The organism is Rhodococcus sp. IEGM 1318, from assembly GCF_033142465.1.
In the GTDB taxonomy this organism is placed as follows: domain Bacteria; phylum Actinomycetota; class Actinomycetes; order Mycobacteriales; family Mycobacteriaceae; genus Rhodococcus_F; species Rhodococcus_F qingshengii_B.
This window is the reverse complement of the sequence record NZ_JAWLSC010000004.1, coordinates 158133-179569: the sequence shown is the minus strand read 5'-3', so window position 1 is coordinate 179569 and position 21437 is coordinate 158133. Positions and strand designations below refer to the sequence as shown.

Below are 21437 nucleotides of genomic sequence, written 5' to 3'. Positions count from 1 at the left end.
CTATTCAGCCGATAGTGCGGATGCGGTCGGTGGCAGGTGGCGAGACCGGTGACCCGGCTGCGAACAGGGCGGTCAAGGCGTCGAGGTCGTTGCCCGCGCCGGTCATCTGAGTGGAGTTCTTCAGCGCGGTGAAGCCGTCCCCGCCCTCGGCGAGGAACTTGTTCACCACGATGCTGTAGACGGCGTCGGGTGCGATGTCCTGCCCGTTCAGGCGCATTTCCGAGATGCGCGCGCCCGGCGCTGCCCGCCGGTCCAGGGTGTAAGTGAAGCCGGTGGACGGTGAGAGGATGCGCTCGGTACTGGTGCCGTCGACGTCGATCTGGAATTGCTGTTCGAGAGCATCCTTCAGCACCGCTCCTGTGACGGAGAGCACCTCGAGACTGTTGCCGAAGGGTTGCACTCCGTAGGCCTGGCGGTAGGTGACCTGGCCGGAAGTGCCGAAGTCCAAGTCCTCGCGCATGCCGCCGGGGTTCGTCAACGCGAGTTGAGCGCCTCGTGTCGATCCGGCTGCGAGTTGAGCGTCGGCGACCAGGTTGCCGAGTGTGGATTCGCCGCTGGGTACCCGGTCTCGTGTCAGATCGGCGGTGATGGTCCCCACCGGTCGCTGAGCGCTTTCCGACGCCTCCGACCATGCACGATCGGCGAGAGCCTGAATATCGGGATCCGGCGAAATATCGTGTGTCACTATCTGATTGAAAGCGGACGTCTGATCGCGGATGACCTCGCGGGTGTTGCGATCGATCGTCACGTCTGCGACGGACACGATCCGGCCGTGCGAAGCGCCCTGCATCACGACTCTGGGATTTCCTGCGGGATCAGGGAATTCGCAGTTGTACTGCTGGTGGCTGTCGGCGGTGAAGATGACGTCCACCTTGGGCGATGCGCGTAAGGCGATGTCGCGTGCAGGCCCGGATTCGACGTTGCAGTCGTTCGGCCCGCCCTCGACAGCAGGTTCGTCCCCACGGTGCAGGAGGACGGTGATGGCTTTGACACCGAAGAAGTCGAGGACGTCGGCTGTGCGGTTGATCGCTTCGATCTCGTCGCCGAACTGCAGATCAGCGATCCCGCCAGGGGTGACGATCTGCGACGTGTTGGCTGGGGAAATCGCGATGACTCCGAGCGGAATGCCATCGACCATGTTCACGGTGAACGGCAGCGTGGCCGGAGCGCCGTTGGTGTACGTCATGTTCGCGGCCATCAGTGGGAAGTTGGCGCCGCTGAAGGAAGGGCTGAACGTGCACGCGTCGACAGCGGAGCAACCACCGGACTGCATGCGACGGAACTCGGCGAGCCCCTTGTCCAGTTCGTGGTTGCCGATCGCGGAAGCGTCGATCTTCATTCGGTTCAGGAGTTCGACCGTCGGTTCGTCGTTGAACATCGCCGACTCGAGCGCCGACGATCCCCAGTTGTCGCCGACCGAATACAGCAGCGAGTTGGTGGCTTGGCTGCGAAGTTGCGTCACGTAGGCCGCGAGATACGCCGCGCCACCTGCGGGAGTGAGCGAGCCGTCGGCCTGCCTGATCTCGCTGCGAACACCTTCCGGCGGGCGGAGGCTGCCGTGCAGATCGTTGAAGGCCAACAAGCGGACCGACACCGTGTCCTGCGACTGGGCGGAGGCGACGCCACTCAGGGAGGTCGCGGTGGTGGCGAGAAGGGTCGTTGCGAGCACGGCACACGTTCGTGTCATGCGTCGCGTCATGCGTCGTGCTCCCTCGCTCGGACCGGCCTCGAACCTTCCTGAGTGTGCCTGTCCGCAGAAACGAATTCCAGTCCTCGGCGTAACAGTTATGTATCGAGTGTCACGCGGTGATGCCGATGCCCGCAGCCCGCTTCGCGACGTCGGTGTTCGCGAAAGCGAGGAACGCGTCGTTCTCGTGCGGATCGCCGATGGTCATCCGGACGCCCTCGACGCCGTACTGACGGATCAGAATGCCCGCTTCGGTACTTGCCCCGGCGAAACCGGGAGAGAGCTCTCCGAGGGGGAGATAGACGAAGTTCGCCGACGACTCGGGGACGGTGTAGCCGGCTTCGATCAGTGCGGTCCGAACTCGGGTCCGCTCAGCGATGACGCCCTCCGTGCGGGCAAGCAGTTCGTCTGCGGCAGCCAGGGAGGCGATCGCGGCGGCCTGGGCAACGGCGCTCACGGTGAACGGGGTGTGCACCTTGCCGAGGGCCACGATGATCTCCGGATCCGCGACCGCGTAACCCACGCGGATTCCCGCGAGGCCGTACGCCTTCGAGAAGGTGCGCAGAACAACCACGTTGGGGCGGCTGCGGAACAGTTCGATGCCGTCGGCGTCCGAGCGTGAGTATTCGAAGTACGCCTCGTCGAGTGCGACGACGACGTGAGCCGGGACCGCGTCGAGGAAGCTTTCGAGTTCCGCCTTCGACAGCGCGTTGCCGGTCGGGTTGTTGGGGTTGCAGACGAAGATCACCCGCGTGCGATCGGTGATCGCGGCCAGCATCGCGTCGAGGTCGTGGCCGAAGTCCTCGGTCAGCGGAACCTTGACCGAGACGGCGTGGCCGACCTGGGTGACCACGGGGTACGCCTCGAACGAACGCCACGCGTAGATGACCTCGTCACCCTGATCGCACGTGATCTGCACGAGTTCCTGGCACAGCGTCACGGAGCCACAACCAGCGGCGACGTTTGCAGGCTCGACTTTCAAGAAGGTGGCCAGCGCATCGATGAGGGCGACCGCAGCGTTGTCCGGGTAGCGGTTGGCATTGGCGACTGCGTCGGCGACGGCGTCACGCACACCGGGCAACGGCCCCACGGTCGTTTCGTTGCTCGCCAGTTTGATCGCACCCGGGAAATTGCGTCCGGGAACGTAGGCGGGGATGGAGGCGAGGTCAGGGCGAATGTGTGCGGTCACGAGTCGATTATGCGCGCACTGATGTGGTGCGTTGCGGCCGTCTGCGTGTCACAGTTGAAAGATGTCGGAAATCTTCCGGGCCACCGCATATCTGCGCGGAGCCGAAGGGGAGGTCGCCACGGCTGTTCCACTGACGGTGGTGGAGCCGGACGGCCCGACACGAGGCGGAATTGTCGTGCTGCACGAAGCCCGGCAGTTCAGCCCGGCTCTGCTCAATCTGATGTGCGCACTCGCCGGCGAAGGTTGGGTGAGCGTCGCACCTCACCTGTTCCATCGCGAACCCGAACACATGCAGGGCGAGGTGTTCGGTGACAATCTCTTCGCCGACTTCGACGCAACCCTCGACTGGCTCGTCGGGCGCGAAGTTCTCGCCGACACCATCGGGGTGCTCGGATTCGACGACGCCGGAACCGCCGCAATGCTCGTGGCCACCAACCGTCCCGTCGGCGCCGCGGTGAGTGTCGCCGCCCGGGGAATCGTCGAAGCGCTGTCGGCGGATGCTCAGGCGCTCGTCGACGCGGCCACTTCCCTGCAGGCGCCGTGGTTGGCGCTGTACGGCGAGGACGATCCCAGCACGCCTCGCGAACACGTGACTCTGCTCCGGGAAGCGACCGCGAAGGCCGACGTCGCGACACTGGTGGTCAGTTATGCCGGACTGGCTCACCGGGCCGACGAGCCGCCTCAGCTGTCCGAGGACGCCGACGTCGACGACCCGGGTTCGGCCTCGATCATCGAAGCTCAGACCCGGATCTTCGACTGGTTCGACAGCCACCTGCGGTAAGTCCACAAAACAGCCCGCTGACCACGCGTTTTGCCTTTGGTGGCGAAGGGTGTGTAATCTTTCGATCCGGCGGTCCGAAAGGATCGGAACCCCCAGGGAGGCGTGCCAGAGCGGCCGAATGGGACTCACTGCTAATGAGTTGTCCCTTTTACGAGGGACCGGAGGTTCAAATCCTCTCGCCTCCGCCAAGCCGGTGATTTTGACCGGCGGGTTAGAAATGATAGAAATTACGACGGCAGGAAACGCAAGACCTGCTAGACAACAGAACATGCGCCCGTAGCTCAACGGATAGAGCACTTGACTACGGATCAAGAGGTTAGGGGTTCGAATCCCTTCGGGCGCACAACAGAAAGCCCCTCACCAGCAGAGATGCCGGTGAGGGGCTTTCTTGTATGCGAATTTTCTTTCATGGCGACGTTGGTCACATCTTGACCTGTTGGCGGCTGACCAACCTCGAGCCTGCGAGACAAGAGGCGTACCGCAAGCACCTGTACTGAACGCAGATTTGTCACCTATATCCGATAATGATCCGTGCCTTCAATTGCCTCCTCGCTGTTCTGGATCGCGCTGATCGCGGCCATCGCGCCGATAGTCGCGGGCCTGATCCCGCGGCGGCTGGTTCCGGAAGTGGTGTTGCTACTAGTCGCGGGCGCAGTGGTCGGGCCGTTCGCCCTCAACATCGCAGCTGACAGCGAAGCGATCGGCATCCTGCGCGAACTCGGCCTCGGCATGCTGTTCCTCCTCGCCGGCTACGAGATCGACCGACAAGAACTCAGTGGGCGCGGCGGACGCCGAGCCCTGTACACGTGGCTGTTCTGCCTCGCACTGGCGTTCACGGTGGTCGCGCTGCTGGGCATGAGGAACGTGATCTCCGCCGAAGCCGCTGTTGCCATCGCGATGACGTCGACCGCACTGGGCACGCTGCTGCCGATCCTCAAGGACAACAAACTCCTCGACACGCGCTTGGGCAAGACCGTCCTCAACCACGGGGCCGTCGGCGAACTCGGGCCGGTCGTTGCGATGGCGGTGCTGCTGAGTACCCGTGGTGCCGTCCTGTCGCTGATAGTTCTTGCCGTATTCGCCTTGATCGCTGTCATCGTGGCGGTGCTGCCCGGCAAGCTGATTCATGAAGGCTCGTGGACACATCGACTGGTGCGGGCAGGGGCGGACACCACAGCGCAGACGACAGTCCGCCTCACGGTGCTGTTGTTGGTCAGCCTCGGAGTGCTGTCGGCGGTGTTCTCACTCGACGTCATTCTCGGTGCATTTGCCGCCGGGTTCATTTTGCGTCGACTGATGCCCGAAGGCGATGAGCGCCTCGAGATCAAGCTCGACGGGATCGCCTTCGGGTTCCTCATCCCGATTTTCTTCATCACGTCAGGGATGGCGATCGACGTCTCGGCGGTCGCCGCGAGTCCCGGCATACTGATTGCGTTTTTGATCCTGATCGTTGTCGTCCGCGGCGTGCCAGTGTTCTTCGTGACCAAGTTCGAGAAGGTCGAGCCACCCTTCACCACGCGTGAAAGTGCGCAGGTCGCGCTGTACGGAGCTACCGGTCTGCCGATGATCGTGGCTGTCACGGGCGCTGCCGTCGACGCGCATCAGATGTCGTCGGACAACGCGTCGATTCTTGTCGCGGCCGGGGCGATCACTGTTCTTCTGCTGCCGATGATTGCCACTCTATTGACGAAAAAAGAGAAAGTGTCCTGATTCAGAGATCCAACTGCTCGTCGAGCCAGTCGAACATCCGCTGATCCGTCAGACGCCTCGCCATGGGCTGACAGTGGAAGTTCGCGCCCTCGGCAGCGGTGAAGGGAACAACTGTCGTCGGTCCGCCGGAGAGGGCGGCAAGCCGCTTGGATTGACCGGGCCAGAACTGTTCACCTTCCGGATCAGTGATGAGCAGGGGAGTGGAGATCGAGCCGGCGACGTGTTCGAGGTGGTACTTCCGAACCTCGGCGAGAGTGTTGTAGTAACCGTCGGCGAGGTACGGACGCGCTCGGAAACGCCAGATCCGGGCGGTGTCCTTGGAGAACTTCATCCCCAGCCCAATCGCCATGTCGCGGTCGAAGGCGTCCGACTTCCCCTCGTCGAGCAGCTTCTGCATGTTCTTGGGGATATGGGCGAGCCACGACGCGGCCACGTCCACGACCCCCGGATCGGCGATCGCTGCCGCGATTCGATGCTCGAACGCCAACGACTGCGGTACCCAGTAACCGCCCTGACTGATCCCGTAGATCGCCAGCTTCGACGCATCGACGTCCGGCCGGTCCACGAGATAGTCGACGACGGGCGTGATGACGGATTCCCAGTCGTGACGGAACGGGATGTTGCGCTCGAAGAGCATCGACTGCTGACCGGGTCCGTCGAACATCAACACGTTGTAGCCCCGCTCGAGGGCCCCGGCGCCGCCGCTGCCCCACAGCCCGCTGATCGGGCCGTCGCTACCGTTCACCATGATCAACGTCGGCCGTCGCACGTCGCCGGGTGGCCGGAAGAAGTACCCGGGCAGGTACGTGTCCTCGTAAGGGATTCGGACGCGCTCGACGGGCTGGGCAGTGGTGTCGACGAAGCGGTCCCACGCTTGTCGGTGGCGTTTGAAAGTGGGGACCAGAACGGAGTCGTCACTGAGGCCGTCGACGGCGTTGATCGCCACACCGAAGTACGACGCCGCCCGCAGATATGCGTTGGACGCGCTTCGCGAATGCCCGGCCGCGACTGCCTCATCGGCCTGCCCGAATACCCGTGTGCCGAGGTCGAACCAGGCCTCGTACCAGCCCTCGAGGTCCTTCTCGCCGACGTGAGCGATGGCCGAGAGCACTTCGCCGGTGTCTGCCGCGCCGAAGGTGGCTTGCCCGAGAACGACTCGTAGCTCGAAGTCGAAGGATTCGTTGCGATAGAAACCAGCAGTGAACGCCTGGTGCGGATGGGCGAAGAACGACGACGCGAGAGACATGGGCACACCTTCGCTAGTTCGGGGCAGCCATTTTCAGTTGTAGTTCCAGGATCGCCCGAATCGCTTGCCGGAAAACCTGTCAGCGCGGCGACGCCGGGAGCCCGGTGGATGGCGGCCGCGACATCGCAAATGCCAGGGTGCACAACCACAACGACATTCCCAGCACCTGCGCACGTTGAGCGATACCCAGTCCGAGATTACCGCCGCCGGAGACTGCGATGCTGTTGGTCGTCAACATCCACACCGTCGCAAGGGAAGTCAGGATCAGAATGGTCAGACCCGTCGTCCGCAAAGAAGGGTGCTCGCGATATCTGAACGCTCCCACGGTGAATGCGATCATCGCGGTGAAGATCGCGAAGACCGCCACGCTGCTCGTCAACGCGTGAACATGGTGGAGCTGCGGAAGTAGACCGTCGGGTGCGCTCGACGGGCAACCCTCGCCCGAGCATTCGAGAGGGAACGACGCGTCGGCGATGGTCGCGATGCCGAACACCGCCAGCGCAATCCAGCCCGTGACGTAGAGCCTTCGCCGGGGCGTGATCAGCAGGCCCAGCGCTCCGGAGATCAACATCAAGATTGCGGACAGGACATCGGCGTTACCGAAGACATCGCGGTATTTCTGGTTCTCGGCATCGAGTTCGCTGAGGAACGATGTCACCGGGTCGAGGCCGGTGTCCAGGAAGAATTCGAGAATCCACGACGAGTAGACGATTCCGCCCAGAGCCAGCGCAGCCACCAAACCCCACCGCGCAACGTTGCGTTCCTTCACGAAATCGAGCTTACGGACCGAGCAGGGCTTTCTGGACGCGTTCGGCTGCTACCAGCGGATCTTCGTGCTCCCAGATGCGGAGGACGGTCCAACCCTGCTCTGCCAGACGTGCATCGGTGTCGCGGTCTCGAACCACGTTGGCCGCCAACTTGTCCGTCCACCACTGCGCGTTGTTCTTGGGAAAGGTCGCATGCTGCGGGCAGCTGTGCCAGAAGCATCCGTCCACGAACACCGCGACTTTGCGGCGCGGAAACACCAGATCAGCGCGTCGGCGAACACCTTTGACCGGCGCCCGGTCCACGAAGTACCGGAGTCCGCGCCGATGAAGCTCGCGTCGAATAGCGATTTCGGGTTTGGTGTCGCGCCGACGCTGAGCGCTCATCCGAGCGCTGGTGGCAGGATCCGTCGCAGGCACCGTGGTTCTCTCAGCCGTCGGAATCGTCGCTGTCTTCGGGATCCGACCAGGTGGGCGCAAACCTGTTGCGACGCTCCACTTCACCGTGCACGACGGTCACGAAGTCGGTGAACGAGAGCGTCTGAGCTTCGGTGGGGCGGCCGTTGCGGGGCGGCGGTTCGTCGACGTCGAAGAAACGAACCGCGCCATCGGGTTCGTAGAGTCCGATGTAGACCTTCTCGAAGAGGTCGTAGCGGGTGTCCTCGGCGCCGAGATCCACCCAGGCCTTTCCTGGAACGCCGACCACCGCGCGCTTGCCCCGGCCCGAGCGCTTCGAGAGGGTCGTGACATGGTGTGCAAAAGAGGATTTGCCGGTGTCGCTGGTCTTGGTCGGGTCGCCGTCGTCGCACGTGGCGTACGGCTCGAACATGACGGCGACCAACACGCTGTACGGCTGACGCTGATGCAGAACCATTGCTTCGCCGCGCAATTCGTGGTCGTTGCGGACGATGTTCTTGGTCCAGCGTCCTAGCTTGCCGCTGCGGGGACTGTAATCCTGGAAGTTGTACGTCTTGATGGAGACGCAGAGGATCAGGCCGAGAGTGGGGTCGAGTGCCTTGACGTCCAAGCGCTTTCGGCCCTTGGCGACATCGACGGTTGCCTCCTGGCCTTCGCCGGACGCAGTCGGGGTGATGTTGGGGTACAACGGACGCAGAGCATCGGCGACCGTCTGTGCCAGTTGATTGGACAGTCGTTGTGCGTAGTTCTTCTTCTCGCCGCGATCGGCATCGGCCGGGGGCTTGTCACCCGCGAGTTGCAGTGCGCTCCACAGTGGTTCGTGTTCGGGCTCGGAAAACAGTGTCCCCGGAAACAGGGGTTCGGGAAACAGTGAGTCCGTCATGCCGCGGCCTCGGGATATCCGCCCATCCGCTCGAGATGGCTTTCGACGTCCTCGATGAAACCGGGGATGAACCGAAGATTGCCCATGCGGGCGCGCTTGAGGAAGCCGGCCGTCGCCCGTGCCGACAGCAACCGCGTGTCTTCGAGGAATCCGCTCAGATCTTCGTAGTCGTGCTGCACCGGCCACGTCGACGTGTGCACGCGGAAGGCCTGGCGGTTACGGCCCCACGCCGCGCTCGGCCACGCGTCGCCGGGCTCGAGCGGCGTCTCGCCGGCGGCGTCGTATTCGATGGGATCGCTCAACCGGCCACCGACCCACGACGCCATCCGCACGCTCACGGCATTGCCGACGAGCTTCCATCGGTGGCTGTGGCGAAGGCCGGGGACCTCGACGGACGGCAGCGTCCAGTCGGGATCGAAACCCTGTAAGCGTTCGGCGTCGACGAGGCCGGGGGTGACGATCTCACCGGACGGCAACCGGACTGCCGGTTGGCTGGGGATGCCGACGGACGAGCCGCCCTTGAGCGTCGGCACGGCATTGACGGCCCATCCGAGACCACGAGTGCCTTCGGTCCAGTAGAAGCCGCACGGGTAGTCCGCGGGATCGCCGCCCAGGCGCTCGCCGGCGTCCTGGCCGAACAGGATTTCGCGGGGATCATCCGTACGCGAGGCGAGCATGATGACCCGCTGGCGACGCTGGGGGAGTCCGAAGGCGCGGGCGTCGACCACCCGGTACGCCCACGTGTATCCGAGGTCTTCGAGCGCGTCGGTGATGTGCCGCATGGCAGCGCCCTTGCCGAGTTGCAGCATGAACGGAACATTCTCGATCAACAGCCAGCGCGGGCCCTTCTTGCGCTTGACCAGACGGAACACCTCGTCCACCAGGCCCGAACGCGCGCCGGTGATGCCTGCGGTCTTGCCGGCCTGCGAGAGGTCCTGGCAGGGGAAACCGGCCGCAACCAATTCGATGTCACTGGGTAGCGCACGCAGTTTGGTGACGTCACCGTGCAACGGCACGTCAGCGAAACGCGAACGGAGAACTGCCTGGGCGCCGGGATCGATTTCACACAGCAGTTCGGTGTTCCACCCATGTTCCGAGAGCCCCAACTCGAGCCCACCGATACCGGCAAACAAACCCACCATGCTCCGCGACGACGTCACAGCACCCTTCCTCACGAACCGACCTAGAAGCACGGTACTCGAGAACTCCGACACCGTTTGCCAACTATTCGGTCCGCGGCGTGCTCCTTACCGAAGAACCGTTGTGAAACGCCTTACATCGAGATCTTCGGGGCCGATCGAAGTCCCTGAAAGGTCCCTGATCCGAGCAATAACCCGAACCAGCGGTGCTCCGCGCCCGTTCGTCCATTACCGTGGTCGGGTGAGCATCCAACCTTCCGGTGACGCGTCCTGGCCCGCGGTATTGACCTGGCAGGCCCACAACGCTCCTCGTATGGAGTCTGTTCGTGTGCAGCTGAACGGAAATCGCATCAAGGCTTCCGGCCGAATCATCGGTGGAGCCTGCAGCGAGCACCCGGCATTCAGCGCGTCATACGACCTGGTCACCGACGAGGCCGGCATCACTCGCAGGCTCTCCGTGCGGACCGCCTTGGCCGCCGGTGAGCGTCAGATGTCGATCAGCCGGGACGAGGAAGGTACCTGGATGGTCGAGAACGGCGCCAGCCATCAGCGCTCGGCGTTCGACGGTGCACTCGACGTCGACGTGATCCTCAGTCCGTTCTTCAACACGCTGCCCATCCGCCGCGTCGGTTTGCAGAACGACATCGAAGACGCCGAGGTTCCGGTCGTCTACGTCAACCTTCTCGACCTGCGCGTCGAGGGTGCGACCATCACGTACAGCTCCGGCACCGACGGAATCAGTGTGCTGTCCCCGGTGTCCAGCTCGACGCTGTCCGTCGACACCGAAGGCTTTGTCCTCGACTACCCGGGTCTGGCAACTCGTATCTAGGTTTCGTATTTCTAGGTTTCGGATCGCCGGATGACGCCGCCGCGTCGACCGGCGTCTCGCATCCGGTCGATCCAGTCGGGTTCTCCGACCTGAACGTCTTCGATGTCCCACCGCTCGTGTGACTCGTAAGCGCCGCGCGCCGCGAACCCTGCGTCCACCAATCGTGCCGTCGAGCCGTTGTCGAGCAGATCGGTACGTGCGCCCTGCAGAAGGTCGAGCGCTTCGTCCAGCGCGACCACCAGGGCGTCGCGGTTGCCCTCACACATCGCCCGCACCAGGCCGGGTGCGCTTCCGGCCACGCGAGTGCCATCGCGAAATGATCCGGCAGCCAGCCCGAGTGCCAGTTCGCCGCCGGCCGCTCCCGTGATCGCAAGTGTTTCCGCGAGCAGGTGGGGCAAGTGCGAGATACGCGCGACTGCTCGGTCGTGCTCCAGAGATTCGGCAGGCACGACCACCGAGCCGCAGTCGAGCGCGAGATCGGCGACCTGCGTCCACACGTCTGCGTCGACGCCGTTGTCGGTGGCAACGACCCATACCGCGTCGACGAACAGATCGGCATCCCCGACCGCCCAACCCGAAGCTGACGTCCCCGTCATCGGATGACCGCCCACGAACTTGGCGCTCAAGCCCGCTCGTTCGACCGCGGCCTTCACTTCACCCTTGACACTGACGACGTCCGTGATCGGATTGTTCGGTGCATGCGCGGCGATTGCCTCCAAGGTGGCGTCGACGGCAGGCATCGGCACGGCGACCACGATGATCGCGCCGCTCTCGTTCGCTCTCTGCAGCACTGAAACTAGATCGGTGTCGGCGTCGAAACCGTCGGCTCGGGCCGCGTCGGCGGACTCACTGGAACGGTTGTAACCCCACGCCTGACGGCCGGATCGGACGGCGGCACGAAGTAGCGAACCGCCGATCAATCCGAGGCCGAGAACGCAGACTGGTGGGGCGGAATCGATCGCAGACACGAGTTCAGGTTGGCACATCGATGCTCGGACTTCACTCACTGGCACCAGGCGGGCTACCGTTGCGCCATGGGTGCACAGCGCGCGGGTAACAAGAGCGCCTCTTCGAACCAGTCGGAGGAGCTTGAAGGCTTCGGTGTCGCGGTGGTCCGTGAAGAGGGGCGTTGGACGGTCAAGGCACTGACGCCCGACGCGTTGACCTCGCTCTCGGCCGCCGAAACGCAGCTGCGTGAGCTGCGAAGTTCGGGTGCCGTCTTCGGTCTTCTCGACGTCGACGACGAGTTCTTCATCGTGTTGCGTCCGGCCCCGTCGGGCACGCAGTTGTTGATTTCCGACGCGACTGCCGCCATCGACTACGACATCGCAGCCGACGTCCTCGACGCCTTGCACATCGAGATCCCCGATATCGACCCGGACGACCTCGACGATGTCGAACCCTGGGAAGAGGGCGATCTGTCCGTCCTCACCGATCTGGGCCTGCCGGAACCCGTACTCGCCGTCATCGCGGCCGAGACCGATCTCTATCCGGACGAGCAGTTGGGGATGATCGCGCAGCGACTCGGGTTCGCGTCCGAGTTCGGCGCAGCGCTCGACAAGCTCCCGCGCTAGATGACTCTCGCTGACGATCAGCGCATGATCCGTGCGGCCATCGTGGCTGCGCGCTCCGCTTCCGACGCCGACGTCCCGGTCGGCGCCGTGGTGTTCGACGGCGACGGCGTCGAAGTTGCTCGCGCCGCCAATGCCAGGGAAGCGTCGTCCGATCCGACCGCGCATGCCGAGATCGTCGCGTTGCGTGCTGCCGCAAAAATCTACGGCGACGGTTGGCGACTGGAAGGCGCGACGCTGGCCGTCACCCTCGAGCCCTGCACGATGTGCGCGGGCGCGCTGGTCCTCGCCCGGGTTTCCAGAGTCGTTTTCGGGGCGTGGGAGCCGAAAACCGGTGCCGTCGGATCTTTATGGGACGTAGTTCGAGATAAAAGATTGACCTACCGGCCGCAGGTGCGCGGCGGGGTCCTCGAGGACGAATGCGCTGGGCTTTTGGAAGATTTCTTCCGTGAGCAGCGAGCCTGAAATCGGTATTCCCCATCGAGAGTGATCGCACACTCGGGTAGCCGGAACCGGTGAACGAGGGCATGGTGGAGGCAGATGTCGTCAGGGCATCGGCGGATCGTCGGAAGGCGATTCGTTCGCGTTCACAGAGGAGTACTCATGGGAATCGCAGACAAGGCTCAGAACAAGGCCGAGGACCTCGGGGGCAAGGCCAAGGAAGCTGCTGGCAGCGCTACCGGTGACCGGGACCTCGAAAACGAAGGCAAAGGCGACCAGGTGAAATCGGCCGTCAAGGATGCAGGCGAGAAGGTCAAGGACGCCGCGTCCAGCATCAAGGACAAGCTCACATAATACCGCTCCACCTGGCGATTTCGGCCACGGGCACTCCATCCGGTAAAGTCACCAACGGTGGCGTGTCCGAGCGGCCTAAGGAGCACGCCTCGAAAGCGTGTGACGGGTAACCCCCGTCCGAGGGTTCAAATCCCTCCGCCACCGCCAAAGCTCCCCACCTGTTCACGCAGGTGGGGAGCTTTTTTGTTCGTAGACCTCGATGCGAGCGCTGCCGACTGTCGGGGACGGACACGCTCCGGCTGAACTATCGGGCGACCGGCCAGGTCGAAGCCCGTGTCCATGTGTGTCGAAGCCAAAGTGAGTTCGACACGCAGACCTGATCAGCCGCCGGGCGGATCCGTCGCTCCGAACGTATTTCGTAATCAAGGAACAAACATTCGGATTGGGCAGAAATCCGCCATTCGGACGAAGGTGGCTCCCGACCTCGGGGGAGATCGGGAGCCACACTCGTTCTTATAGGGGAGGGACGCCCTCCGGTGACATTCCCAGGTTGACGAGGTTTCAGGAGCGGCGGGCGATCCACTCCGCAGCGGCGGCATCGATGTCCTGCTTCAGCTTTTCGAAGAATGACGGTGACGGGGTAGGGATCAAATCGGCTGCGGCAGTCAGTGATTGACTGAGGGCGATTCGGCGCTCACGCAACTCGTCGTCGCTCAGGAGGCTCAGGTCCGGCATCGCGAGCCCCCTCGTCCAGTGTGATACGTGTTTCGGCAGACCGTGCGCATCGGGATCGATGCATGATTCGACGCGCACGGCCGGTGCATTCCAGGCTGGGGGCCGGAATGCAAAATCTACTTTACCAAATGATTACTAATCGTTGCGGACAGCACCCTCGTCTTCAGTTGCTGCGGAGAGCTTTCACAGCGTTCTCCCAGGTGTTAAGTCCTGACAACCGTTGAAGCTGCAACTATCGTCGAACCCATGAAAAAGATCTGGTGGATCGGTGGAGCAGTGGTTGTGGTCGTACTCGCCCTGCTCGTGGGGCCGTGGGCGTACGGGAAGTTCATCGCTGAGGACGATGCACCGGCGGCCGTAGTGTCCACTCAGGGCGCAGAGGCGGCGTCCGGATCCATCGACGGACAGTGGACCGTCGTCGCAGGCCAGGGAGACAACCAGACGGCAGCCGGGTACACCGTGCACGAGATTCTCAACGGATCGAGTGTGACCGTCGTCGGAACCACCGGCGAGGTGAGCGGAAACGCCACCGTCGAGGGCGAGAAGCTCACGGCCGGCGAAGTGACCGTGCAGGTGGCAGGCATCAAGACCGACTCGGATCGGCGCGATGGCCAGTTCACTGGCAATGTGATGGATACCAGCACCTACCCGACGGCGACGTTCACGATCGACTCGCCGGTGGACCTGTCGGCCGTGCCGGCCGACGGCACAACTGCAACGGTCACGGTGTCGGGAACCTTGACACTCAAAGGCCAATCCAAGCCGGTATCGGTCGACATGACTGTGCTGCACTCGGGGGATTCTCTGATTGCTTCGGGCTCGATTCCGGTCACCTGGACCGATTTCGGTGTCGAACCCCCGTCGCTCGGCTTTGTCACCGTCGACGGCAGTGGCTCGGTGGACTTCCTGGTCTCGCTCGCCGCGAACTGAATTACGTCCACCCGATTCGCACTCCTTCGGGGCGGGTAGGGAAGATTAAGGACATGACCTTCCTTTCTTGTTGTCCGTTCCGAAGGCTGCGGGCGAATTCTGCCGGGACGGAATGAATAGGTGATGCCCCGATGGAGGCCGTTCCGAACGGGTGAAGACCCCGATCCACGGTTCACCCTCGCCAACGAGCGGACATATCTGGCCTGGATCCGCACAGCGACGGCCTTTGTCGCGTCGGGCGTCGGACTCGAGGCCTTCGGCGGCGACATCCTCAACCCGACGGTTCGCGTCGGCTTGGCCGCGTTGCTGCTCGTCGGCGGCGCTCTGATCGCCATCACTTCTTTTGTCCACTGGATCAGTGCCGAGCGAGCGCTCCGTGCCGAGCGCTCGTTGCCGGTGCCGCTGATGGCGCCGGTGGTCGGCATCGTGCTGGTGATCTGCGCGACAGTCCTGGTGGTCGAGGTTGTGAACTGATTGACCGCGCTGGAACCTTCGGAAGGACTCACGCCGCCAGATAGGGGCCTACAGTCCGAGCGCACATCGCTCTCGCTCGTGCGGACGAGTCTGTCGATCCTCGGCTTGTCCGCCGCCTGCCTGAGGTGGTTGCCGCCGTTCGGTTCGTTGGCCCTGATCGGGCCGTCCCTCGCTGCGATGCTTGTCGTTGCGGTGATGGTTTACGAACGTCGGTCGCGGCCCAGACGGTTGGCCCAGTTCTCAGCTGAAAAGGCAACGCCTGCTTTGGGTATGGGAGCAGCGCTCGCGCTGAGTCTTCTGTTGCTCAGTGCGACGGGGCTGTGGATTCTGTTGACGTGACTGCAGCTTTCGGCGCCCAGCCCGGAGGGCCGAATACGTAGCCTGCTCGCTGCCGCCACGAGGTCGACGCCTTCCAATCACGGGCGATGGCAGCGTATTCGCGCGTTTGGAGCTTCCAGATGTTGTACGTTCCCACCGGTGTCGTGAGTCCGTAGGTGGGCCTGTGGGTTTCGGCCGCAAATGTGCCGAACATCCGGTCCCAGATGATGAGGATCCCGGCGTAGTTGCGGTCAAGGTACTCGGCGTCGGAACCGTGGTGGACGCGATGATGTGAGGGTGTGTTGAAGATGAATTCGATCGGGCGCCAGAGCTTTCCGACACGCTCGGTGTGGACGAAGAACTGGTAGACGAGGCTGACGGAGAAGCCGACGAACACCATCCACGGCGGAATCCCGAGGAACGGTAGTGGCAGCCACATGATGATCTCGCCGCTGTTGTTCCACTTCTGCCGCAGCGCGGTGCTGAAATTGAAGTACTCGCTCGAATGGTGAGCCTGGTGCGTAGCCCAGACGACTCGAACTCGGTGCGCGATGCGGTGATACGCGTAGTAGAGGACGTCGATTCCGAGCAGCAGGATTACCCAGGTGTACCAGGCGGTGGGCGACAGATGCCACGGCGCGAGGTACACCCAGATCGCCGAATAGCCGATCAGGGCCAGCGCTTTCCAGAACGTGCTGGTGGCGATCGACACCAATCCGAGGAGGATGCTGGTCCGAGCGTCGATGTGGCGGTATCCACCCTGCGCGGGCTGTGCGCGTCCGTCGGCATCGTCCGGATGATCTTCGAGTGCGCGGGCGGCGAACCACTCGATGCCGAGGAAGATGACAAACGCGGGGATTGCGAGCGTGACCGGGTCATGGAGTGGTTCGAGCAGTGACCGCCATGACTCGACGAGGGTTTCCCACACGCTATTTGTCCTATTCTCTCGCTCTGGTCGTTACATCATGCATCAATGTGTAACATCGCGGAACCTTTTGCGAGAAGTATCTTGCGGGTTTGTTGCGACTTTCCATAGAACAATGGTAGGAATTGCCGGTGCATATCACCGCGAAGGTGGACTACGCCGTGCGGACTCTGGTCGAGCTTGCGGCAGTCGGTCCGGACCCGGCCAAGGCCGAGTTTCTCGCCAAATCCCAGGTCATACCCCACAAGTTCCTGGAAGCGGTGCTCTCTGACTTGCGGCGCGGCGGCCTCGTCAACAGCCGCCGCGGCCCGGACGGCGGGTACTGGCTCGCTCGGTCCGCGGACGAGATCACGATTGCCGACGTCATCCGCGCTGTCGAAGGACCGCTTGCCTCGATTCGGGGCCAGCGACCGGAAGACGTCGACTACGGGGGACCGGCAACACCGCTCAAAGAGGTGTGGATTGCAGTACGCGTCAACCTTCGCGCCGTGCTCGAAAATGTCAGCCTCACCGATGTCGCAGGCGGTGAATTGCCCGACTTCATTCACGAACTGACGGCAGATCCCGAAGCGTGGAATCGGCGCTGATGCAGCGCGATTTTCAGACTGTCCGCCTGGGACGCGGAACAGTCGTAGGCGCAGTGTTGGCCGCGTTGCCGCCCGCGGCTTTCGCCTCGTACATCAGATGATCGGCCGCAATGATCGCTCGGGAGAACTCGTTGTAGTCGAATTCCTCCTGGTGCGGGATGAAAGGTAGCGTCGCTGCTCCGACGCTGACTGTGGACAGCGGACTGTCAGAAGTGCTCACTACTGCTTTGGGTAGGGTTGCGATTCGTTTGCGCAATCCGTACGGGGTGCCGATCATCACGACGGTGAACTCCTCGCCGCCCGTGCGCGCGGCGTAACCGAAACCGTTCACATGCTCCTGAAGGCGCGTTCCCGTCCGGATGATGACGGCGTCACCGACCTCATGACCGAACGTGTCGTTCACCGCCTTGAACTTGTCGATGTCGACAACGGCAACAGCGATGTCGGCACGATTCACCGACGCGACCGACCAGATATGCTCTGACATCTCCCACAGTCCGCGTCGGTTCAGGAGACCAGTGAGTGCGTCTACTTTGGATCCCGTTGCGCGCGAAAGTAATTGTCGCCAGCTCAACTGAATCGTGGCCGGAATGAAGATCACGGCACACAGTACGATGTCGGTGCGCGCGATCACGCTGGTTGCCGAGTACTCGTTGTTCGTCAATCCGAGAACGGTCAGGGCGATGACAAACGTCGTGGTGAAGGCCAGGTGGAAGGTCAGCCAGCGATAGTCGAGGAAATACGTGAAGTAGGCGCCGGTGGCGACAAAAAGGACTGCGCCGAACAGCGCGGTGTTGGGACTGGAGTATGCGATGACAGTGGAGGCGGTGCCGATATCCGCCCACAGTCCGTAGAGCTTGAGCGCGCGTCCCCCTTTGATTCGGCCGGCGAACCAAAGGAAAGTCGGAATCAAGTTGATCGTCGCGACGCCGACCAACCAGGCGCGCGCAAATGGTCCCTCGGGGCCTTCTGTGCTGAAGAAAAAGAGGTAAGCCACGAGCGAGAAATTGAGGGAGCAGAATCCGATGGTGAGGTGCGCGAGACGCAGGACCGTGCCGCGTCCGGTCTTGGAGCCCCACACCATGACCGAGGATGAAACCGGCCAGGTATGCAGGAGCGGATCCATCAGCTTCCTTCATCGAACTCGTTGTGGTTAATGATTAGCAAAGTATGTCAGCCTCTGTTGATATGCGTGTCAACTTGAGTCGTGATGTCATGCAGTGTGTCGGGTCGGAAACTTCTCCGGTCGTCTTGTCCAGGCATTTGGCGAGTAGGGGTGTGAGCCACACCTCGATGTTCCGGGTGGTGTGTTCGATTGCACAATCTTGCAGAGCTCTGCAAAGTTGCAGAGGTCTGCAAGATTGGTACCGTGTTGGAGTGATCATCGAACCAGGCCTGCGCGACCGCAAGAAGGCAGCAACCCGTGCCGCACTCAGCGGTGCGGCGGCGCGGCTGGCTCGCGCGCTGGGAATCGAATGCGTCACCGCTGACGCAATCGCATCCGAGGCCGGAGTGTCGACGAGGACATTCCACAACTACTTCTCCAGCAAGGAAGAGGCAGTGCTCGCCAGTTTCGAGGAATCGGTGACTTTGTGGATCGAGGCGCTTGCAGCCCGGCCCGCCGACGAACCTATCCTCGACGTGCTCGAAAACCTTGTGGTCGAAATCGTGAACGACTCAGGTCCGAGTGGGAGTGAGAAGGCGAGTATCTGGCTGCTGTCGGATTCGAGTCCCGCGCTCTATCGGGATGCCGCAGACATGCATCAGCGGATCAACCGTGCAGTCGTTCAGGCCTTGGCGGAACGTACCGGTACGGACGCCGAACGGGACCTCTACCCGACTCTCCTCCTTGGAGCGGTGGGTGGAGCCGCTAAATCGGTAATCGACATCTGGACTGGCGGAAAGTCGGAGGCCTCCAGTCCGGAAGAACTGGTCCACGACGCTTTTCGGCAGATTCGTGCGGGATTGCCCGCACCGCCACCGCGTCTCGGAGGCACCGCTTCTGAGATCCACTCGTAAAACCTGTCCACGTACACGCACCGAAACAGCAAGGAGCCCGTCGTGGCCACGTATCTTTATCGGATCGGCAAGTTCGCCTATCGGCGAAAGGGCGCGGTCCTCAGTGTTTGGCTGATAATCCTGGTCCTGATGGGTGTCGGGGCGGCAACGCTGTCCGGCCCCACCAAAGATTCCTTCTCCATTCCGGGAACGCCGGCGCAGCAGGCCCAGGACTTGATGGCTGAGCGGTTCCCCGGTGCTCCCAATCCGATGGATTCGCTGAGCGCCCGATACGTCGTCGAGGCTCCGGCAGGTACAACCCTGGCTGACCCGGCGAACGTCAAGGCCATGGACGAGATGCTCACGAGTATCCGCGGCATCGACAAGGTCGCCGACTCTGCCAAGGTGGACCCGGCAACTGCCACTCCGGAACAGGCCGCGAAGGCGCTGGTCAATCCGGTTGCCGGCAACGACTCCATGGTTGCGATGTTCAAGGAAAAGGCAGCTGCCGCTGGAACTTCCGAGACGCAGGCCGTGGACGACGCGCGTGCGTTGTCCCCGCTCAGTGCCGATGGAACGGTCGGGTACGTCGAGGTTCCGTTCAGCGGTGACTTCGCCGATCTCGACCAAGCCTTGCGTGATTCGATCAACTCCGCAGCCGATGTCGGGCGAGCTGCGGGGCTCAATGTCCAGGTCAGTGGTTCGGCTGCGCAGGAAGCGGAGATGCCCGGTGGTGTCACCGAGCTGATCGGCATCGCCGTTGCCGCCGTCGTTCTAGCCATCACGTTCGGTTCGCTTGTGGCCGCGGGGCTTCCGCTCCTCACCGCAATCATCGGTATCGCTATCGGCAGCCTCGGAATCACTGTCGCCACCGGGTTCATGGATCTCAGTTCCATGACTCCGACCCTGGCGATCATGATCGGCCTGGCGGTAGCGATCGACTACTCGCTGTTCATCATGTCCCGGTTCAGGCATGAGCTCACGCTCACCGACAACCGTGCCGAAGCAGCTGGCCGCGCTGTCGGAACTGCCGGTTCCGCAGTCGTATTCGCCGGTTTGACGGTCATCATCGCGCTGGTCGCGTTGCGTGTCGTCGGTATCCCGTTCCTCTCGGACATGGGTGCGGCAGCAGCCTTCACCGTGCTGATCGCGGTCCTGATCGCTTTGACCTTGCTGCCCGCGATCCTGGGTATGTTCGGGCGCAAGGCTTTTGCCGGCAAGATCCCCTTCCTCAGCAAGCGTGCTGAGGAGTCTGAAGACCAGGATTCGGGCAAGCCGAAGTTGGCCCTGCGATTCATCAACGCCGTCGTCCGTCGTCCGCTCGTTCCGCTGATCGGTGGTGTAGTCCTTCTGGGTGCATTGGCTCTACCCGCAACAGGATTGAGCCTCGCGTTGCCGTCGGAGGCCACCGGTGACCCGGCTACGAGTGCGCGTCAGGCATACGACCTCATCGACGAGGGCTTCGGTGACGGCCGAAACGGACCGCTGATCGCCGTCGTCGACGCCAAGGATGCCAGTGTTTCTGCCGAAGAGGCGTTCGCGGAGGTTGTCTCGACCATCTCGAGCTTCAGTGACGTCCAGAACGCACAGGTCATCGGGGTCAACGACGCCGGCACTACCGCACAGGTACTGATCACTCCGAAGAGTGGTCCGACAGATCCGGCAACCATGGACCTGGTGTCCAGCCTCCGCGGAGCCGAATCAGGACTCAACGATTCGATCGGCGTCAGCTACGGCATCACCGGTCAGACCGCACTCGAAGGCGACGTCTCGGACACGCTGAAGGATGCACTGGTGCCCTACCTTGCCGTAGTGGTCGGCCTTGCATTCATCTTGTTGCTCTTGGTGTTCCGCTCGATCCTGGTTCCACTGACTGCGACGCTCGGCTTCCTGCTCAGCGTGCTCGCGACATTCGGTGCGACGGTGGCGATCTTCCAGCACGGTTGGTTGGGCATCATCTCGAACCCGCAACCGCTCGTGAGTTTCATGCCGATCTTCCTGATCGGCGTGGTGTTCGGGTTGGCGATGGACTACCAGGTGTTCCTCGTGACGCGTATGCGTGAGGAGTACGTCCACGGTGCAACCGCGAAGGAGGCCGTGACCATCGGCTTCAACCACGGTGCCCGAGTGGTCAGTGCGGCCGCGGTCATCATGATCTCCGTGTTCGGCGCCTTCATCGCAGAACCGAACTCGTTCATCAAGTCGATCGGATTCGCGCTCGCTGCGGCAGTGTTCTTCGACGCCTTCATCGTGCGAATGGTGATCATCCCGTCCGTCATGGCACTGCTCGGCGACAAGGCGTGGTGGCTGCCGAAGTGGCTGGACAAGATTTTGCCGAACGTCGACATCGAGGGCGAGAAGCTCAGCAAGGCCCTCCGTGACGAGAAGGAAGCGGAACTGCAGTCCACATCCGCTTGACCGCTTGACCGCTGTGCGCCTTTATTAACCCCCCGCGGTTAATAAAGGCGCACAGCTGTTTTCCCGGTATCGAAATATCCAGCGGCACATGTCGGCCAGGA

At 62.8% G+C, this 21437-nt stretch carries 23 protein-coding genes and 3 tRNA genes; 15 read left to right on the top strand and 11 right to left on the bottom strand.

The features are described from left to right. Positions 1 to 4: 4 nt before the first annotated feature. Together R4P65_RS11750 and hisC are read right to left on the bottom strand one after the other, a co-directional pair. Positions 5 to 1699 (bottom strand): bifunctional UDP-sugar hydrolase/5'-nucleotidase, encoded by a 1695-nt coding sequence (locus tag R4P65_RS11750; protein WP_317826610.1) that lies wholly within the window; start codon positions 1697 to 1699, stop codon positions 5 to 7. A gap of 100 nt (positions 1700 to 1799) precedes the next feature. Continuing rightward, a complete protein-coding gene (gene hisC, locus R4P65_RS11745) occupies positions 1800 to 2876 on the bottom strand; it encodes a histidinol-phosphate transaminase (RefSeq protein ID WP_317826609.1) in 1077 nt (358 codons plus the stop codon). A 61-nt stretch (positions 2877 to 2937) separates the two neighbouring features. Between hisC and R4P65_RS11740 the strand changes: the two genes are divergently transcribed. The 4 genes from R4P65_RS11740 to R4P65_RS11725 all read left to right on the top strand — a co-directional run bounded on the left by R4P65_RS11740 (position 2938) and on the right by R4P65_RS11725 (position 5367). After that, the gene (locus tag R4P65_RS11740; protein WP_230816640.1) at positions 2938 to 3657 is read left to right on the top strand and encodes a dienelactone hydrolase family protein; all 720 of its coding nucleotides are present in this window, start codon (positions 2938 to 2940) and stop codon (positions 3655 to 3657) included. A 96-nt stretch (positions 3658 to 3753) separates the two neighbouring features. Then, positions 3754 to 3845: transfer RNA gene (locus R4P65_RS11735), tRNA-Ser, on the top strand. Between the two features lie 82 nt (positions 3846 to 3927). After that, positions 3928 to 4000: transfer RNA gene (locus R4P65_RS11730), tRNA-Arg, on the top strand. 188 nt (positions 4001 to 4188) lie between these two features. Beyond that, positions 4189 to 5367, top strand: coding sequence for a cation:proton antiporter (locus R4P65_RS11725; RefSeq protein WP_317826608.1), 1179 nt, complete (start codon positions 4189 to 4191; stop codon positions 5365 to 5367). Position 5368: 1 nt separating this feature from the next. Here R4P65_RS11725 and R4P65_RS11720 read toward each other — a convergent pair whose 3' ends face one another. The 5 genes from R4P65_RS11720 to R4P65_RS11700 form a co-directional block, all read right to left on the bottom strand. Continuing rightward, positions 5369 to 6613 (bottom strand): alpha/beta hydrolase family protein, encoded by a 1245-nt coding sequence (locus R4P65_RS11720; RefSeq protein ID WP_317826607.1) that lies wholly within the window; start codon positions 6611 to 6613, stop codon positions 5369 to 5371. A 79-nt stretch (positions 6614 to 6692) separates the two neighbouring features. After that, on the bottom strand, positions 6693 to 7382 hold the full coding sequence (locus R4P65_RS11715; protein WP_317826606.1) for a DUF998 domain-containing protein: 690 nt from the start codon (positions 7380 to 7382) through the stop codon (positions 6693 to 6695). Positions 7383 to 7392: 10 nt separating this feature from the next. Continuing rightward, positions 7393 to 7797, bottom strand: a complete 405-nt coding sequence (locus R4P65_RS11710) for a very short patch repair endonuclease (RefSeq protein WP_317826605.1) — start codon at positions 7795 to 7797, stop codon at positions 7393 to 7395. A gap of 10 nt (positions 7798 to 7807) precedes the next feature. Then, positions 7808 to 8677: a hypothetical protein gene (locus tag R4P65_RS11705; RefSeq protein ID WP_317826604.1), complete on the bottom strand. Its 870-nt coding sequence runs from the start codon at positions 8675 to 8677 to the stop codon at positions 7808 to 7810. Further along, positions 8674 to 9819 (bottom strand): DNA (cytosine-5-)-methyltransferase, encoded by a 1146-nt coding sequence (locus tag R4P65_RS11700; RefSeq protein ID WP_317826809.1) that lies wholly within the window; start codon positions 9817 to 9819, stop codon positions 8674 to 8676. The genes R4P65_RS11705 and R4P65_RS11700 overlap by 4 nt, the downstream gene beginning before the upstream one ends. A 238-nt stretch (positions 9820 to 10057) precedes the next feature. On the opposite strand from R4P65_RS11700, the gene R4P65_RS11695 reads away from it, so the two are divergent. Further along, positions 10058 to 10645: a putative glycolipid-binding domain-containing protein gene (locus R4P65_RS11695; RefSeq protein WP_230816634.1), complete on the top strand. Its 588-nt coding sequence runs from the start codon at positions 10058 to 10060 to the stop codon at positions 10643 to 10645. Positions 10646 to 10656: 11 nt separating this feature from the next. Here R4P65_RS11695 and R4P65_RS11690 read toward each other — a convergent pair whose 3' ends face one another. Further along, positions 10657 to 11631, bottom strand: coding sequence for a prephenate dehydrogenase (locus R4P65_RS11690; RefSeq protein ID WP_317826808.1), 975 nt, complete (start codon positions 11629 to 11631; stop codon positions 10657 to 10659). A gap of 48 nt (positions 11632 to 11679) precedes the next feature. Between R4P65_RS11690 and R4P65_RS11685 the strand changes: the two genes are divergently transcribed. The 4 genes from R4P65_RS11685 (at position 11680) to R4P65_RS11670 (ending at position 13158) form a co-directional block, all read left to right on the top strand. Further along, the gene (locus R4P65_RS11685) at positions 11680 to 12219 is read left to right on the top strand and encodes a tRNA adenosine deaminase-associated protein (protein WP_230816633.1); all 540 of its coding nucleotides are present in this window, start codon (positions 11680 to 11682) and stop codon (positions 12217 to 12219) included. Further along, entirely contained in the window at positions 12220 to 12681 is a 462-nt protein-coding gene (locus R4P65_RS11680) for a nucleoside deaminase (RefSeq protein ID WP_230816632.1), read from the top strand. Positions 12682 to 12819: 138 nt separating this feature from the next. Continuing rightward, complete coding sequence (locus R4P65_RS11675) at positions 12820 to 13011, top strand: CsbD family protein (RefSeq protein WP_003943869.1); 192 nt, start codon at positions 12820 to 12822, stop codon at positions 13009 to 13011. 56 nt (positions 13012 to 13067) lie between these two features. Next, a tRNA-Ser gene (locus R4P65_RS11670) sits at positions 13068 to 13158 on the top strand. Positions 13159 to 13512: 354 nt separating this feature from the next. Here R4P65_RS11670 and R4P65_RS11665 read toward each other — a convergent pair. Further along, positions 13513 to 13686: a hypothetical protein gene (locus tag R4P65_RS11665; RefSeq protein ID WP_230816631.1), complete on the bottom strand. Its 174-nt coding sequence runs from the start codon at positions 13684 to 13686 to the stop codon at positions 13513 to 13515. Between the two features lie 246 nt (positions 13687 to 13932). Here R4P65_RS11665 and R4P65_RS11660 point away from each other — a divergent pair, with 246 nt between their 5' ends. The 3 genes from R4P65_RS11660 to R4P65_RS11650 all read left to right on the top strand — a co-directional run bounded on the left by R4P65_RS11660 (position 13933) and on the right by R4P65_RS11650 (position 15429). Next, positions 13933 to 14616 carry a YceI family protein gene (locus tag R4P65_RS11660; protein WP_230816630.1) on the top strand — a complete coding sequence of 228 codons (684 nt, stop codon included), beginning with the start codon at positions 13933 to 13935 and terminating at the stop codon, positions 14614 to 14616. Positions 14617 to 14739: 123 nt separating this feature from the next. Beyond that, a complete protein-coding gene (locus tag R4P65_RS11655; RefSeq protein WP_317826603.1) occupies positions 14740 to 15090 on the top strand; it encodes a YidH family protein in 351 nt (116 codons plus the stop codon). Further along, positions 15091 to 15429, top strand: coding sequence for a DUF202 domain-containing protein (locus tag R4P65_RS11650; protein WP_411742538.1), 339 nt, complete (start codon positions 15091 to 15093; stop codon positions 15427 to 15429). Here R4P65_RS11650 and R4P65_RS11645 read toward each other — a convergent pair. Next, positions 15395 to 16336, bottom strand: a complete 942-nt coding sequence (locus R4P65_RS11645; protein ID WP_230816628.1) for a sterol desaturase family protein — start codon at positions 16334 to 16336, stop codon at positions 15395 to 15397. The genes R4P65_RS11650 and R4P65_RS11645 overlap by 35 nt on opposite strands. Before the next feature lie 128 nt (positions 16337 to 16464). Here R4P65_RS11645 and R4P65_RS11640 point away from each other — a divergent pair, with 128 nt between their 5' ends. Further along, on the top strand, positions 16465 to 16920 hold the full coding sequence (locus R4P65_RS11640) for an RrF2 family transcriptional regulator (protein ID WP_230816627.1): 456 nt from the start codon (positions 16465 to 16467) through the stop codon (positions 16918 to 16920). 13 nt (positions 16921 to 16933) lie between these two features. Here R4P65_RS11640 and R4P65_RS11635 read toward each other — a convergent pair whose 3' ends face one another. Beyond that, a complete protein-coding gene (locus R4P65_RS11635) occupies positions 16934 to 18046 on the bottom strand; it encodes a GGDEF domain-containing protein (protein WP_317826601.1) in 1113 nt (370 codons plus the stop codon). 251 nt (positions 18047 to 18297) lie between these two features. Here R4P65_RS11635 and R4P65_RS11630 point away from each other — a divergent pair, with 251 nt between their 5' ends. Next, positions 18298 to 18939, top strand: a complete 642-nt coding sequence (locus R4P65_RS11630; protein WP_230816625.1) for a TetR/AcrR family transcriptional regulator — start codon at positions 18298 to 18300, stop codon at positions 18937 to 18939. A gap of 42 nt (positions 18940 to 18981) precedes the next feature. Continuing rightward, positions 18982 to 21336 carry an MMPL family transporter gene (locus R4P65_RS11625; RefSeq protein WP_317826600.1) on the top strand — a complete coding sequence of 785 codons (2355 nt, stop codon included), beginning with the start codon at positions 18982 to 18984 and terminating at the stop codon, positions 21334 to 21336. The last annotated feature ends 101 nt before the right edge of the window (positions 21337 to 21437 follow it).

What these genes read in the sequence shown, in the direction of transcription:
- R4P65_RS11750 (WP_317826610.1), bottom strand. Translation starts at nt 1,699, where the DNA reads ATGACGCGACGCATGACACGAACGTGTGCCGTGCTCGCAACGACCCTT.
- R4P65_RS11740 (WP_230816640.1), top strand. Translation starts at nt 2,938, where the DNA reads ATGTCGGAAATCTTCCGGGCCACCGCATATCTGCGCGGAGCCGAAGGG.
- R4P65_RS11720 (WP_317826607.1), bottom strand. Translation starts at nt 6,613, where the DNA reads ATGTCTCTCGCGTCGTCGTTCTTCGCCCATCCGCACCAGGCGTTCACT.
- R4P65_RS11705 (WP_317826604.1), bottom strand. Translation starts at nt 8,677, where the DNA reads ATGACGGACTCACTGTTTCCCGAACCCCTGTTTCCGGGGACACTGTTT.
- R4P65_RS11700 (WP_317826809.1), bottom strand. Translation starts at nt 9,819, where the DNA reads ATGGTGGGTTTGTTTGCCGGTATCGGTGGGCTCGAGTTGGGGCTCTCG.
- R4P65_RS11690 (WP_317826808.1), bottom strand. Translation starts at nt 11,631, where the DNA reads ATGTGCCAACCTGAACTCGTGTCTGCGATCGATTCCGCCCCACCAGTC.
- R4P65_RS11685 (WP_230816633.1), top strand. Translation starts at nt 11,680, where the DNA reads ATGGGTGCACAGCGCGCGGGTAACAAGAGCGCCTCTTCGAACCAGTCG.
- R4P65_RS11680 (WP_230816632.1), top strand. Translation starts at nt 12,220, where the DNA reads ATGACTCTCGCTGACGATCAGCGCATGATCCGTGCGGCCATCGTGGCT.
- R4P65_RS11675 (WP_003943869.1), top strand. Translation starts at nt 12,820, where the DNA reads ATGGGAATCGCAGACAAGGCTCAGAACAAGGCCGAGGACCTCGGGGGC.
- R4P65_RS11665 (WP_230816631.1), bottom strand. Translation starts at nt 13,686, where the DNA reads ATGCCGGACCTGAGCCTCCTGAGCGACGACGAGTTGCGTGAGCGCCGA.
- R4P65_RS11660 (WP_230816630.1), top strand. Translation starts at nt 13,933, where the DNA reads ATGAAAAAGATCTGGTGGATCGGTGGAGCAGTGGTTGTGGTCGTACTC.
- R4P65_RS11655 (WP_317826603.1), top strand. Translation starts at nt 14,740, where the DNA reads ATGCCCCGATGGAGGCCGTTCCGAACGGGTGAAGACCCCGATCCACGG.
- R4P65_RS11635 (WP_317826601.1), bottom strand. Translation starts at nt 18,046, where the DNA reads ATGGATCCGCTCCTGCATACCTGGCCGGTTTCATCCTCGGTCATGGTG.